This window comes from Virgibacillus phasianinus (assembly GCF_002216775.1).
Lineage (GTDB): Bacteria > Bacillota > Bacilli > Bacillales > Amphibacillaceae > Virgibacillus_F > Virgibacillus_F phasianinus.
The window spans coordinates 1,330,877-1,343,237 of record NZ_CP022315.1 but is presented as its reverse complement, the minus strand read 5'-3'; the positions used below and the strand labels follow the sequence as shown (position 1 = coordinate 1,343,237).

The window sequence follows — 12,361 nt, the reverse complement described above, 5'->3', positions numbered from 1 at the left end:
ATCTTTCCTGGTTGCTTACGTTATCGCACTTAACTGTTCAGAGCACGACAACGGCCGGCACATCTAAATGTTAAAGCTGGTATTCCATTTGTCAGCTTTTTCGTTTTGTATCCTTCTTGTTGCAGATAAGCTAATAATTCCGGCAGGTAACGGATTGTCTCCTGCTTATCATGCATGAGGACAACTGGCGTTTCACCCCTTTGCTCGACCTCCTGAATCTCCTGAATCGTATTTTTTATATAGCTTCCGTCCTTTAATTCCCAGTCCCTGCTATCAACATTCCAGTCCCAAATGTTAAATCCGCCTTCATTGAGCAGTTCCCGCATATCCACTGTTAAATAAGGGATACTGCCATACGGAAGACGAACAAGATCGGTCTCCAGTCCCGTTATTTTTTGTAAAATACTCTGATCCTTTGTCATTTCCTCTAAAGGTGCTGATTTCGAAGCGTATATTTGTTCAACACTGTGTGATATACCGTGCAATCCAATTCCGAATCCTTCTTCAACTGCTCTTTTTACTACTGATGGATGTGATCGTATGTTTGGACCTAGCATGAAAAACGTCGCCTTAGCATTGTATTGATTAAGTGTATCCATTAATTGACTTGTATGTGACGTTGGTCCATCATCAAATGTTAAATAGATTGTCTTTTCCTGATTATCTTCTTTACTTTGGATGGATTGATCTAATTTGGAATTTGCAAAAGCCTTCTTAGGTGCAAACGATGATAATAATTGTGCTGCCGGGGTAGCCGGAATGGATGAAACCCTTTGATCGGCCTTTTCATTCTTATTACCTCCTATCAATCCAATAAACAGAAGCAATGCAGTGATTGACAGCATTAATACCATAAGTTTACCCCTGCGATTTAAATGTCTATGTTTATTCATTGGACCATCCCCCTGGAAATACATTTAATGACCTTTAACCATAATTTGTACAGATTTCGAGAAAAAAACCTTAAAAAACGACAATTTTCGCAGTGAAAAGCAAAAGTTATCCCTCTATTTGGTAGTAGAGGGATAAACGATATTTACTTAATATAGTCGTCGCCTACTAATTCTTTTTCGATTTTCTTAGTTGGAATAACAAACTCACTGGTACCCATGTAACCAGGGGCCACTTCATATTCATCGAAGACGATTACTAACTTATAATCCTCATTAATGTAGAAGCTTTGATCGGCGGTAATATGTTCAAATTCATTAACAAGGTTTAAGTCTTCTACTCCTGCACCGCTAACCCAGTAAATTTGATTCGGGTCTTTTTTCATTTTAACTCGCATTTGGTCCTTAACAGCTTCACTAATCGCTTCAATATAATCATCATTTTTAAAAAGTATTGGAAGTGTCAGCATGATTTGTTTCTGTTTATCGATCGTATCGTATTTAACAGTCGTATAAGATGATGCCTCCGTTTTCACAACAGATCGTTTTATCGTAAAGATTTGAGCGTTGTCTGTTATCACTTTATAGTTAGAATCAATACTTAAATGGCCGCCGCCTTTTGCTTCTAGTTCTTCCATCTTTTTCTTGAATGTTTCATATAATTGCTTGTTTTCCTTCAAATATTTTTGATTAAGGCTTTTTTCAAGACCTTTATTTTCAAAGTTATTTACCTCAGGAACCCTTATATCCGCATTGTAATTATCATCTTTCACATGAATCTCTTGTATTGTCAATACTTCTATGACAGGCCCGACAACAGGTATCTTCGCTAGACTTTTTGCGAATGCTGGGCTTGTATTTATACTTACCAGTAAGATAACCATTGCTGCGGCTAATCCAATTAGAGACTTAGGAATAGGTCGACGTGATTTCTTTTCATTTCGCTTAATAGCAGATTGAACCACTTCATCGAGTTCTTTTGGAATAGGTGTTTCCATGTACTTCTTTTTTAGATCTTCCAGCTTTTTATCCATCTGTCCATCCTCCAAAAATATAATGAATCAAAATGATGATCCATTCATTTTTATCCTTAGTAATTTCAGTGCTTTATATAATCGAGTTTTTATCGTGTTTGTGTTTTCATGCAGTATCTCTGCCACTTCATCAATTTGTAAATCCTCAAAAAACCTTAATATAATAATGCTCTTGAATTTCATCGGCAATTCGTCTAACGACCTTTGTAAATCAATATCCTGGTAAACATCATTTTCTCCGGAGATAAAATACTCCAAGGCCTCTTCATCAACCAAAGACATCTTCTTATGCTTCCTTAAAAAATCCAGGGATGTATTTACTACTATTTTATAAAACCAGCTTTTAATCGATTGGCCATCCTTCAAGGAAGCTTTTTTTGCAATCGTCTTTTCAATTGATTCCTGAACTATATCCAGGGCATCTTCAGCATTTTTTACATAACTAAATGCCAGCCGATAGAAATTTTCTTTGTTTTCTACGATGAATTGGATAAATATATCCTCTGTCTTGTTTTTCTTCATGAAAAGAGAGCTCCTTTTGCTTAGATACGTATCCTCTTTGTGTTACATAGTATAGACGCATGGAGATTAAAAAAAGTTTTATTTCATTTAGTGGGGATATTTTCCATTTATGCATTTTCAGGCATCGGTTCTTGACGACAAGCCGTGTGTTCCAAAAACTGAACATGTAAAAAAACCCTATCATGTTTGATAGGATTTATTATCTGCTTAATTTAGTTTTTCAACAATTCCTCTTCCAGCTTCACGTCCGCTGAATATGCATCCACCCAAGAATGTACCTTCTAAAGCCCGATAGCCGTGTACACCTCCACCACCGAAGCCTGACACCTCACCGGCTGCATAAAGCCCAGGAATGGCTTCTCCTGACTTATTAAGTACCTGTCCAGTTAAGTCAGTTTGTAAACCTCCCAGCGTCTTGCGGCTGACAATATGTAATCGTACCGCAATAAGCGGTCCATTTTTATGATCTAATATCTTATGCGGCTTCGCAGCCCTAATTAATTTATCACCAATATAGTTGCGGGCGCCGCGAATTGCAGTAACCTGCAAGTCCTTAGTAAATGTATTGTCAATTTCCCTGTCACGTGCCTCAATTTGCCGAAAAATGTTATCCCGGTCCAATAATCTTTTGCCGGTAAGTTTGTTCATGCCAATTACGAGGTTGTCGATATTATCCGCAACAACAAAGTCTTCTCCTTTATCCATGAATGCCTTAACTGGTGAAGTTGGCCCAGGAAGTACCCTGCTTAATACTTTTTTTATACTTTTTGCAGTTAAATCTGGATTTTGTTCTGATCCTGACAGTGTAAATTCCTGTTCGATAATTTTTTGCGTCAACACAAACCAGGAATAATCATAACCAGTTTTTTGAATTGCTTCAAGCGTCCCAAGCGTATCGAATCCGGGAAAATTTGGAGCCTGGAACCGGTTCCCCTCAGCGTCCAGCCAAATAGATGACGGACCGGGAAGTATCCGGATGCCATGGTTCTTCCAAATTGGATTCCAGTTGTTTAATCCTTCTGTATAATGCCACATTCGATCCCGATTCACGACTCGTCCGCCAGCATCTTCTGCTATTGTGAGCATCCGTCCGTCAACATGTGCCGGTACACCCGAAATCATGTGTTCAGGGGGTTTTCCAAGCCGGCTTGGCCAACTTTTACGAATCAGGTCATGATTAGCTCCGATTCCACCACTAGAGACCAATACCGCCTCTGCCCGGTATTGGAAATCATCAATGACCTCCCTTGTACTTTCCCTGCCGCGCGCAGCATAGCTATCCTTTAGTAACGACCCATGCACACCAACAACCGTGCCACCCTCAGTAATTAAATCGTCGACACGATACCGTGGTTTGTAAATAACCATTCCATTTTTTATATGCTTACGAACCCGTCGTTCAAACGGGGCGACGATTCCGGGGCCTGTCCCCCACACAATATGAAATCTTGGTACCGAATTACCATGGCCATCTGCCAGATAACCACCACGTTCTGCCCATCCAACTACTGGAAAAAAGCGTATACCCATATTACGCAGCCATGCACGTTTTTCACCTGCAGCAAAGTCGACATATGCCTCTGCCCATTTCCTGCCCCAGTAATCTTCATCATTATCCCTGTCAAAACCTGCTGTACCAAGCCAATCCTGCCACGCTAATTCCTTCGAGTCTCTTACACCCATCCGCCGTTGTTCGGGGGAATCGATTAAAAATAATCCACCGAATGACCACCACGCTTGGCCGCCAAGCGATACCTCTGGTTCCTGGTCCAATAGCAAAACCTTTTTACCTTTATCAGCGATTTCCGCTGTCGCAACCAATCCGGCAAGTCCTGCTCCCACTACAATAACATCTGCGTCCATAAAGGCTCCTCCTTATCTTTTTTTATACTTTATACCGATAAAGATTTGTACAACATTGAATAACGAGGCTGGACTTTATGTATTACTACATGATTGCCTCTTTGTTGACCAGGTTTACTGGCTCTTGATGATTCAGTCCTTGCAATAGATTCTTCATGGCTAAATCGAACATTTTCATTCTGGTTTCAAATGTTGCTGAACCAATATGCGGGACGGTGACCACATTTTTTAACTGCAGCAGTTCGTTATCCGTTTGAATTGGTTCTTTTTCAAATACATCCAAGGCAGCTGCGTAAATTTGGTCAGCCTTCAAGCTCTTAATTAAAGCTTTTTCATCGACATTTTCGCCACGTGATCCATTTATGAATATCGCTGATTCCTTCATTTGGGAGAATTGCTTTTCGCCCATAATTGGCGGAGTATTTTTATTTGCAGGGGCCATCAGCAGAACATAGTCAGATTCCGCTAAAAGGTCATCAAGGCTACAATATTGAGCGCCAAATTCGTTTTCCTTTTTTGATCTGTTGTGATATAGAATTTCCATATCAAAGCCAAAATGAGCACGTTTTGCAACTGCAGCACCAATTCGGCCCATCCCAATAATACCCAACTTTTTATGGTGAACATCAATTCCGTACTCTTCCATCCCAACCATTTCCGTCCACTTCTTATCCTTAACAAATCGATCCAGTTCTGGAACTCTTCTAGCAGCGGCAAGCACCAAGGCCATCATTGCATCGGCAGTTGTGTCTGTTAAAACATCAGGGGTATTCGTCCCCATCACACTATGCTTGTTCATTTCCTCCAGATCAAAATTGTCATAACCAACAGAAATATTGCTGACAATTTTAAGCTCTGGAGCCTGCTCCAAAAGGTCCGCAGAAACTGGCAGCCCCATACCAATTAATCCTTGAGAATCCTTTAACTCATTTAAAAAAGTCTTATAATCCTGTTCCAAATTCTTGATATGAATCAAATTTACATGCTCCTTAAGCTGGTTAACAGCAACATCCGGCAGCTCTTGATAGGCAATAACTTTTGGTTTATTCATTAATTGATTCCTCCTTTTAAGTTATATTGAGATTTTTGCTAGATAGGGATTATTTCGTAATACACGCTTTACACGTTTTATTGTATCTCGCCTTATAGGGACGCTTTTATTACGGTTTAGAAATATCCATCTCAAGCACGCCAAAGCCTCAAAAATTTCAATTTCCTCTTCATCTAGCTGGTTTTCCTTGAAATAAACAGAACGAAACATAGTTGATTCCCAGTCGGATGGGCTGTATATCCTAAGCAATGTATAGGACCAAGCAAAATCATATCGTTGATCGCCCAGTTGCCCATTGGTCCAATCGATTATTGCATACTTCCCATTCTTCTCTACGATATTCTCAAAATGAAAGTCACCATGAATAACACAATTCTGTTGAACTTGTACTTTTTCTAGTAAAGCTTTTATTACTTCATGTATATCAGGATATTTTTCTATTTCAGGATGATAAAAATAATCGATAAAATTATACGTTGGCATGGTTACATCAAGTGCCTTGGTCGGGATCTTATGCAAATCCACTAATACAAGGGCAGTTTTCGTCAGCATTTCCCTATTGAATCTCCTAATTGGCTCTCCATCAAATGTTGTTAAAAGTACATGGTTCCCTTCCGCATTCACTCCCCACCCTATTGCTTCTGAAACAGTTATTTCATGTGCAGAAAGAGCATTTAGCAAATTATATTGGAACCTGATATTTGGTTTTGAATCAAGATTCCAGGATTTTAACACAAAGCTTTCCGATTCGGTGCTAATTTTGGTCACTTCCGCTTCGTTTCCTTGATTCATAGTCTCAAAACGCAATCTACTGTGGCACAATAACTCATCAAGTTTGACCGTTTTATCTTTCCACGCGATGCTATGTAATTGATCCTTCAATCCCGCTCTTTCCTTCCACTTAGCGCCTAAACCCTAGGCTTACTCTCAAATCCTATCTTCTTATGTGTACCATCACAAAATGGTTTCGTTGATGAATGGCCACAACGGCAGAGCGAAAATATTCTTTTTGTGGTGTATGCATTTCCTTCCCCATCTACCAACTCGATGTCACCAGAAACACGTAAAGATCCGTTATCGTTTACCTTAATTTGCAATTTGTCACTCATGAGAATCCTCCTTGGTTTTCCTATTATTTACTATTAACTTTATGTAATAGTATTTCGACAAACAGCCTCTAAAATCCTTTATTTTGGAAATACAAAAAGGATACAGACGGTCTAACAATCCGTATCCCATTTGATTTGATTTGAGTTTACATTTAAATCCGTTTATCTTTCTGCTTTGTATATCCTTCATTCTTTTTAAATAGCTCAAATAATCCAGTTCCAGCCATTCCAGCTAAACCACCAGACCATAAACGCATAGCTAAATCAAAATCAGTGAATGGATAAGCAGCGGCACCGATTAATAACCCGATGACTAAACTCACCATTGGAATGAAATTTTTCTTTAAATTAATGGTCCTTTTAACCAACTCTACTAAGGCCAAGACTACGGGTGCCAAAACGGAGGAAAGTAATAATATTTCTTCCATATAAAGTCCCCCCTTCCTACTGCCATTTTATGTCCACTTTAGTTGAGGGGACTGTGTTCAAAAGGGAGGAAATGTATCTAAAAAGGACGACAAGAAGCTGGTCACGCAACCCGTCGTCCTTCAACAATTATTAAATACTTTGATCCATACAGACAATTAACTTATTTTCAATTTCCGCTGCCTTTTCCTTTATTGATTCATCTTCAACCATTTCCACTAATACAGTTGGCCTGGGCATGCCAATTTTTATTTTTCCAGTATCCTCATATACAACCATCTTGCACGGAAGGAAATAGCCAACCATTTGGTTCTTCGTTAACATGTGGTAAGCCTCTTTCGGACTGCATACCTCTAAAACTTGATAAGATTGATTGAAATCGAATCCTTTGTTTTGCAGTGTCTCCTTAATATCAAACTGCCATAGAACTCCAAAACCCTCTGTCTTCAAGTTATTTTCCAATGCCTGAATAGCTTCTTCCATTGTTTTCTTTGTTTCCACCGTATAATGAAACATGAGCACATCTCCTCTAAGCAGTTATTTTCACTAAATAATTGGCAGGATTTAAATGAGTGATCTCAGCCTGCAATCCGTTCCTATTTATAATATCCACCATTTTCTCGGAAGGAATTCGATGATGGAGCGGCGGGCCTGATTCAGTCTCAATTGCTTCCCACTCTACCAGTACCATCTGTCCGCCCGGTTTCAAAATTCGTTTCATTTCACCCAGCACCTTATCAATGTCTGGTACCTCATGGATAACAAATGCAACAAAAACTCTATTAACAGTATTATCTTCCAATCCGATATTCTCCAAATCGCTAACGACATATTTTATATTGGTGAGCTGTTCATTCTTTGCATTAGCCTTCAACAATTCAAGCATTTTTGGTTCTACATCAACGGCGTAAACAGTCTTACTGGTTCTTTGTGCTATCGGTAAAGTGAAGTAACCATTCCCCGCGCCAAGATCCGCAACTGTGTCACCTTGCCCCACCTGCAAATATTCCGTCACCTTTTCGGGAGGAATTAGCTTTCTTCGTTCTTCAGCAAATAATTTGTCTGCCTTTTTTGGATCAAACCGCTTATCTGACATATTAAATCTCTCCTTTTTATTCAACTTAACCCCGCACGTAAATTGCTATACCTAAACAACTGTTAACAAATCAGCTAAAAATTTCAAGCCACACCTTTAATGCTGTTCCTAAAATTAATACTGCTAAGATTAATTGGAGATACTTTGTATTCATTCTTTTTCCAAGTCCCGCACCCAGCGGGGAAGCGATTAAACTTGCCGCAATCATAATAATTGCTGGGAAAAGTAAAATTTGGTCTGTCAATAGTTTACTAGTTGTCGAGCCAATAGATGATATAAATGTTATGGCTAAAGACGAGGCTATTGTCATCCTAGTAGGAACCTTTAACAGGGAAAGCATGATTGGAACGAGCAAAAATGACCCACCTGCCCCGACAATTCCTGCACCTATACCAACAACTAATGCAAGTATTGCACCTAACCATCTATTAAAATTGCGCGCGTCAAATGAATCTTCAACAGCTTCCTTTTTAGGAACGATCATCATAGCTACAGCAAGTAAAGCCAGTACTCCATAAACTAGATTTATTGACTCCTCCGTCATATCCGACGAGAAGAAGCCTCCAGCCAAACTGCCAATTAAAATACTACTTCCCATATACCCAATAATAGTTTTATTTAAATACCCGCCTTTCCGGTATGCCCATACACCACCAATAGTTGCAAAAAGCACCTGAATAGCTGTTATACCCGAAACCTCATACGAACTAAACTGGACGACACCTAAAAGAGCTGGAATATATAGCAACATAGGAAAATTAATAATGGCTCCGCCGATTCCTACCATTCCTGATATAAAGGAACCGATGAAACCAATAAGAAAAATGGTAATAATAAATAAAATACTATACTCCATTGTTCATCCCCCAGCTAAAAAGTAAAAACCAAATGGGTTGCCCCACTATGCTTTTTTAATCCAAAATTTGAGTACCCCATCCTCTTCTGTTTCCTTTAATAATTCATGGCCACCTGATTTAGCCCAGGCGGCTAAATCACTTTTAGCTCCTTTGTCAGTAGTGTGGACCTCTAACACTTCACCAGAATTGACTTCCGCAATTGCTTTCTTTGTTTTAACAATCGGCATTGGACATGCTAATCCTTTTGCGTCTAATACTTTTGCTGTATTCATCTCTATTTCCTCCTTAGTTTTCGTGAACCGCACAATGGTTTGGCCCAATTTCCATTTCCTTTTGTTGTTCTTCCTTTGGATTGATTTTCCCCATATTTGTCTTACGAATTTCCTGATAGGCGTTTGGCTGATCAGGCAGATTTTCAGTCACCATTTTTCTAAATTCATTTTCATCGTTTATCTGCAGCCCTGCATTTGTTTGGTAGAGATCGCCTAACCGGGCGGAAACTTTCCCATCGTCAGCTAATTCTTTTAAAAACGAATAATGTGCTGGTAAAACAATAAGGTCATCCGCTAATTCTTTGTAGCGATAATAAAGTGTATCGCGAAGATCCGAAACCCAATCTGCTGCTTTACCTGCCAGATCCGGTCGACCAATTGATTCAACAAACAAGATATCCCCTGTTAATAAATACCTATCATCGATAATTAATGACGTACTGCCTAATGTGTGACCCGGTGAATAAATAGGATTCACCTTAACGGTTGTGTTTCCAATAATAATATCGTTTCCTTCTTCTAATGCTGTATAGTCAAATGTTACTTCCATTGCATCCTTTGGCGGCAGATAGTATGCTGCCCCAGTCTTTTCAGCAAGTCTATGTCCACCTGAGATATGGTCAGCATGTAGATGTGTGTCAATTACATGGCCAATTTGAATTCCTCGATCAGCTACGAACATTTCATATTGTTCGATCATTCGGCTTGGATCGACGATAAGAGCTTCACCGTGTGATTCAATTACATAGGAAAGGCAACCTTTACCAAGTCGCACAAATTGATAGATACTTCCACCATCCTGTAAAGTACCAACTTTTACCGGCTCCAAATGCTCACTCCAGGCCTTCATGCCGCCTTTCAAATCAAAAACATTGGTGAATCCCGCTTCTTCTAGTTCTAAAGCGACCATTTGTGATGATCCACCTTTGGCACAAACAACGATAACCTCTTGATCTTTTTGTAATTGATTAGCTATAGTCTCAACACCATCTAATAAATTGAAATATGGTTCGTTCATGATTGTTACCTGTTTGCCTTCAATTTTCCACTTTTCAAATTCATCTTTATTGCGTACGTCCAGAATAAAAACATCTTCTTGATTCACAATTTTTTTTGCCAACTTATTTGCAGTTATTGTTGTTGACATCCTATATCTCCTCCAGATTCACTTTTATTTTTGCACATCATCTTCAAAAGCCAGCATTCCACCAGCCATATTCGTTACGTCATACCCCTTTCCCGAAAGAAATGAACAGGCCTTCCCGCTTCTTCCGCCCGAACGACAAACCATATAATGGGCTTGATGTTTATCAATTTCATCCAATCGGTCTGGTAGTTGACCTAATGGAATGTGTTTAGCATTTGGAATGATTCCTTGCGCAACCTCTTCATCCTCCCGAACATCGATAACGCTGATGTTCGTTTCGTTCTTTAATTTTAAGGCTAGTTCTTTTGCCGTGATTTCCTTCATTTTTATCCCTCCAACAATTTATACACATATACCGGTTGGGGTATATTGTTTTTGAAAAAAATTTAAATAAACAAGCTAATATTCCCGTTTTCCGCATCACCGATATAAGCTGCGACACCTCCATATTCTATCTGATCGAGTAATTCCTCTTTTTGCAACCCCAGCAGATCCATTGTCATCGTACATGCAATTAATTTTACCCCCTGCTCCTGCGCCATTTCAACTAACTGTGGAAGAGGTACAGCACGGTGCTTTTTCATAACACTCTTTATCATTTTTTGACCCATTCCAAAATAGTTCATCTTGGAAAGTCCCATTTTATCAGAACCTCTCGGCATCATTTTGCCAAACAGCTTTTCCTTAAATCCTTTTTTAACTGGAATTTGTGCATCTTTACGTAATGCATTTAGTCCCCAAAATGTATGGAAAATGGTTACCTCATGGTCATATGCTGCAGCACCATTTGCGATAATATAGGCTGCCATTGCTTTGTCATAATCACCACTAAATAACACAATGGTTGTTTTCTTATTTTCGGACATTTACATTCCCTTCCTTTTCATTATATACATACACACGTATGGGTATTTATTTTATTAAAAAAAGGTGAAAATCACAACTCACCCTTATCTGCTTTTAACAAGCAGATTAACTGCTTCTTTTATTAGGTCTTCAGAGCTTTTCCCATTTTCCTCTTCTTCACGAATACATTGTTCCAGATTTGTGCTGACAATTAAAGCAGCTGTCCGGTCCACCGCATTTCGTACAGCAGTCATTTGGGAAACTACATCTTTGCATTCTTTATCTTCCTCCATCATCTTCAACAAACCCCTAACCTGACCCTCTATACGTTTCACCCTGTTTTGTACTTTTTCATCATACTTCAATAGCAAACCCTCCAATCGTTTGTCCTTGTTTACAACCTCTACAATATACCCCTATGGGTAATCTGTCAACCAAAAGAAAAGAGCCTTTATTGGCTCTTTTCTTTCCGGCTGCGGCTCCTAGAACCTGCCGCTTTTCTGCCTAATTCAATTGTTCTACATCTGTAACAATGAAGTTAATTTTATACAATTCCTTTTTAATTTTCTCTACTGTATTCATCTCGATACCTTCAGGAAGTACGATACAAACTCTTCTGGCATATTTGGAGTTATTGTTTAATGAAATAACACTTTGCACGTTGCAATGCTTATTAATCACTTTCAACATCTTTGTCAATGCACCAGCAAACTCAACTGTGCCGATTGTCAGTGAGTAGCTCCCGTTATTTACACCCCAGGCATCTTCTAATACTTTAATGACATTCGCGTGTGTTAAAATTCCAAGGAAATCTCCAGCTGTATTCACAACCGCAAGATACGGCAACCGTTTAATACTAAAAAATACTTTGAAGAAAGCATCTTCATCATTTACATAGCCTTCCTTATTTTTAACAAGTTCTTTGACATGGTTATTCAACGAATTCTCTTTTTCATATTCCAAAACATGGACCTTATAAATATTGCCGACGAACTTAGTTTCCGATTCATCTAATACTGGTATGCACCGGAAACCTGATTCTCTCAATTTGGCTAATGCATGTTCCATACTATCGTTTTCTTTTACAGAAATTACGTTCTGTTTTTCTACATAATCATTACCTGCAATCATCTTTGCATACCTCCCAAGATTCTAAGTTATTCATTATGTGTGTTATTTATGCATCCTCATAATAATAGTTATTCGACATTAAGGTAACATTTCCTTCCCAGTCATCCAAATTGTTCG

General features: G+C 38.9%; 17 protein-coding genes. All 17 read right to left on the bottom strand.

The features are described from left to right. Positions 1-29: 29 nt before the first annotated feature. The gene (locus CFK37_RS06940) at positions 30-893 is read right to left on the bottom strand and encodes a polysaccharide deacetylase family protein (RefSeq protein WP_089061174.1); all 864 of its coding nucleotides are present in this window, start codon (positions 891-893) and stop codon (positions 30-32) included. 143 nt (positions 894-1,036) lie between these two features. Beyond that, positions 1,037-1,924: an anti-sigma-V factor RsiV gene (rsiV, locus tag CFK37_RS06935; protein WP_089061173.1), complete on the bottom strand. Its 888-nt coding sequence runs from the start codon at positions 1,922-1,924 to the stop codon at positions 1,037-1,039. A 27-nt stretch (positions 1,925-1,951) separates the two neighbouring features. After that, entirely contained in the window at positions 1,952-2,446 is a 495-nt protein-coding gene (locus tag CFK37_RS06930; protein WP_089061172.1) for an RNA polymerase sigma factor SigV, read from the bottom strand. 207 nt (positions 2,447-2,653) lie between these two features. Then, the gene (locus CFK37_RS06925; RefSeq protein WP_089061171.1) at positions 2,654-4,309 is read right to left on the bottom strand and encodes an FAD-binding dehydrogenase; all 1,656 of its coding nucleotides are present in this window, start codon (positions 4,307-4,309) and stop codon (positions 2,654-2,656) included. A gap of 85 nt (positions 4,310-4,394) precedes the next feature. Continuing rightward, positions 4,395-5,360, bottom strand: a complete 966-nt coding sequence (locus tag CFK37_RS06920; protein WP_089061170.1) for a 2-hydroxyacid dehydrogenase — start codon at positions 5,358-5,360, stop codon at positions 4,395-4,397. Positions 5,361-5,381: 21 nt separating this feature from the next. Then, positions 5,382-6,242, bottom strand: coding sequence for an aminoglycoside phosphotransferase family protein (locus tag CFK37_RS06915; protein ID WP_089061169.1), 861 nt, complete (start codon positions 6,240-6,242; stop codon positions 5,382-5,384). A 26-nt stretch (positions 6,243-6,268) separates the two neighbouring features. Beyond that, entirely contained in the window at positions 6,269-6,469 is a 201-nt protein-coding gene (locus tag CFK37_RS06910; protein WP_089061168.1) for a CDGSH iron-sulfur domain-containing protein, read from the bottom strand. A gap of 152 nt (positions 6,470-6,621) precedes the next feature. Then, positions 6,622-6,897, bottom strand: a complete 276-nt coding sequence (locus CFK37_RS06905; protein ID WP_089061167.1) for a holin — start codon at positions 6,895-6,897, stop codon at positions 6,622-6,624. A gap of 130 nt (positions 6,898-7,027) precedes the next feature. After that, positions 7,028-7,411 carry a DUF302 domain-containing protein gene (locus CFK37_RS06900; protein WP_089061166.1) on the bottom strand — a complete coding sequence of 128 codons (384 nt, stop codon included), beginning with the start codon at positions 7,409-7,411 and terminating at the stop codon, positions 7,028-7,030. A 13-nt stretch (positions 7,412-7,424) separates the two neighbouring features. After that, on the bottom strand, positions 7,425-7,991 hold the full coding sequence (locus CFK37_RS06895; protein ID WP_089061165.1) for a class I SAM-dependent methyltransferase: 567 nt from the start codon (positions 7,989-7,991) through the stop codon (positions 7,425-7,427). A gap of 70 nt (positions 7,992-8,061) precedes the next feature. Then, a complete protein-coding gene (locus CFK37_RS06890) occupies positions 8,062-8,847 on the bottom strand; it encodes a sulfite exporter TauE/SafE family protein (RefSeq protein WP_089061164.1) in 786 nt (261 codons plus the stop codon). 45 nt (positions 8,848-8,892) lie between these two features. Continuing rightward, the gene (locus tag CFK37_RS06885; protein WP_089061163.1) at positions 8,893-9,120 is read right to left on the bottom strand and encodes a sulfurtransferase TusA family protein; all 228 of its coding nucleotides are present in this window, start codon (positions 9,118-9,120) and stop codon (positions 8,893-8,895) included. Positions 9,121-9,133: 13 nt separating this feature from the next. Further along, positions 9,134-10,267, bottom strand: a complete 1,134-nt coding sequence (locus CFK37_RS06880; RefSeq protein ID WP_089061162.1) for an MBL fold metallo-hydrolase — start codon at positions 10,265-10,267, stop codon at positions 9,134-9,136. 24 nt (positions 10,268-10,291) lie between these two features. Beyond that, positions 10,292-10,591, bottom strand: coding sequence for a rhodanese-like domain-containing protein (locus CFK37_RS06875; RefSeq protein WP_089061161.1), 300 nt, complete (start codon positions 10,589-10,591; stop codon positions 10,292-10,294). Positions 10,592-10,653: 62 nt separating this feature from the next. After that, positions 10,654-11,133 carry a DsrE/DsrF/DrsH-like family protein gene (locus CFK37_RS06870; protein ID WP_089061160.1) on the bottom strand — a complete coding sequence of 160 codons (480 nt, stop codon included), beginning with the start codon at positions 11,131-11,133 and terminating at the stop codon, positions 10,654-10,656. 84 nt (positions 11,134-11,217) lie between these two features. Further along, entirely contained in the window at positions 11,218-11,478 is a 261-nt protein-coding gene (locus tag CFK37_RS06865) for a metal-sensitive transcriptional regulator (RefSeq protein WP_172840464.1), read from the bottom strand. A gap of 139 nt (positions 11,479-11,617) precedes the next feature. After that, on the bottom strand, positions 11,618-12,244 hold the full coding sequence (gene cbpA, locus CFK37_RS06860; protein WP_089061159.1) for a cyclic di-AMP binding protein CbpA: 627 nt from the start codon (positions 12,242-12,244) through the stop codon (positions 11,618-11,620). Between the last annotated feature and the right edge of the window lie 117 nt (positions 12,245-12,361).

Coding starts and splice junctions, on each gene's coding strand:
- CFK37_RS06940 (WP_089061174.1), bottom strand. CDS start 893: ATGAATAAACATAGACATTTAAATCGCAGGGGTAAACTTATGGTATTA.
- rsiV (WP_089061173.1), bottom strand. CDS start 1,924: ATGGATAAAAAGCTGGAAGATCTAAAAAAGAAGTACATGGAAACACCT.
- CFK37_RS06930 (WP_089061172.1), bottom strand. CDS start 2,446: ATGAAGAAAAACAAGACAGAGGATATATTTATCCAATTCATCGTAGAA.
- CFK37_RS06925 (WP_089061171.1), bottom strand. CDS start 4,309: ATGGACGCAGATGTTATTGTAGTGGGAGCAGGACTTGCCGGATTGGTT.
- CFK37_RS06920 (WP_089061170.1), bottom strand. CDS start 5,360: ATGAATAAACCAAAAGTTATTGCCTATCAAGAGCTGCCGGATGTTGCT.
- CFK37_RS06910 (WP_089061168.1), bottom strand. CDS start 6,469: ATGAGTGACAAATTGCAAATTAAGGTAAACGATAACGGATCTTTACGT.
- CFK37_RS06905 (WP_089061167.1), bottom strand. CDS start 6,897: ATGGAAGAAATATTATTACTTTCCTCCGTTTTGGCACCCGTAGTCTTG.
- CFK37_RS06900 (WP_089061166.1), bottom strand. CDS start 7,411: ATGTTTCATTATACGGTGGAAACAAAGAAAACAATGGAAGAAGCTATT.
- CFK37_RS06895 (WP_089061165.1), bottom strand. CDS start 7,991: ATGTCAGATAAGCGGTTTGATCCAAAAAAGGCAGACAAATTATTTGCT.
- CFK37_RS06890 (WP_089061164.1), bottom strand. CDS start 8,847: ATGGAGTATAGTATTTTATTTATTATTACCATTTTTCTTATTGGTTTC.
- CFK37_RS06885 (WP_089061163.1), bottom strand. CDS start 9,120: ATGAATACAGCAAAAGTATTAGACGCAAAAGGATTAGCATGTCCAATG.
- CFK37_RS06880 (WP_089061162.1), bottom strand. CDS start 10,267: ATGTCAACAACAATAACTGCAAATAAGTTGGCAAAAAAAATTGTGAAT.
- CFK37_RS06875 (WP_089061161.1), bottom strand. CDS start 10,591: ATGAAGGAAATCACGGCAAAAGAACTAGCCTTAAAATTAAAGAACGAA.
- CFK37_RS06870 (WP_089061160.1), bottom strand. CDS start 11,133: ATGTCCGAAAATAAGAAAACAACCATTGTGTTATTTAGTGGTGATTAT.
- cbpA (WP_089061159.1), bottom strand. CDS start 12,244: ATGATTGCAGGTAATGATTATGTAGAAAAACAGAACGTAATTTCTGTA.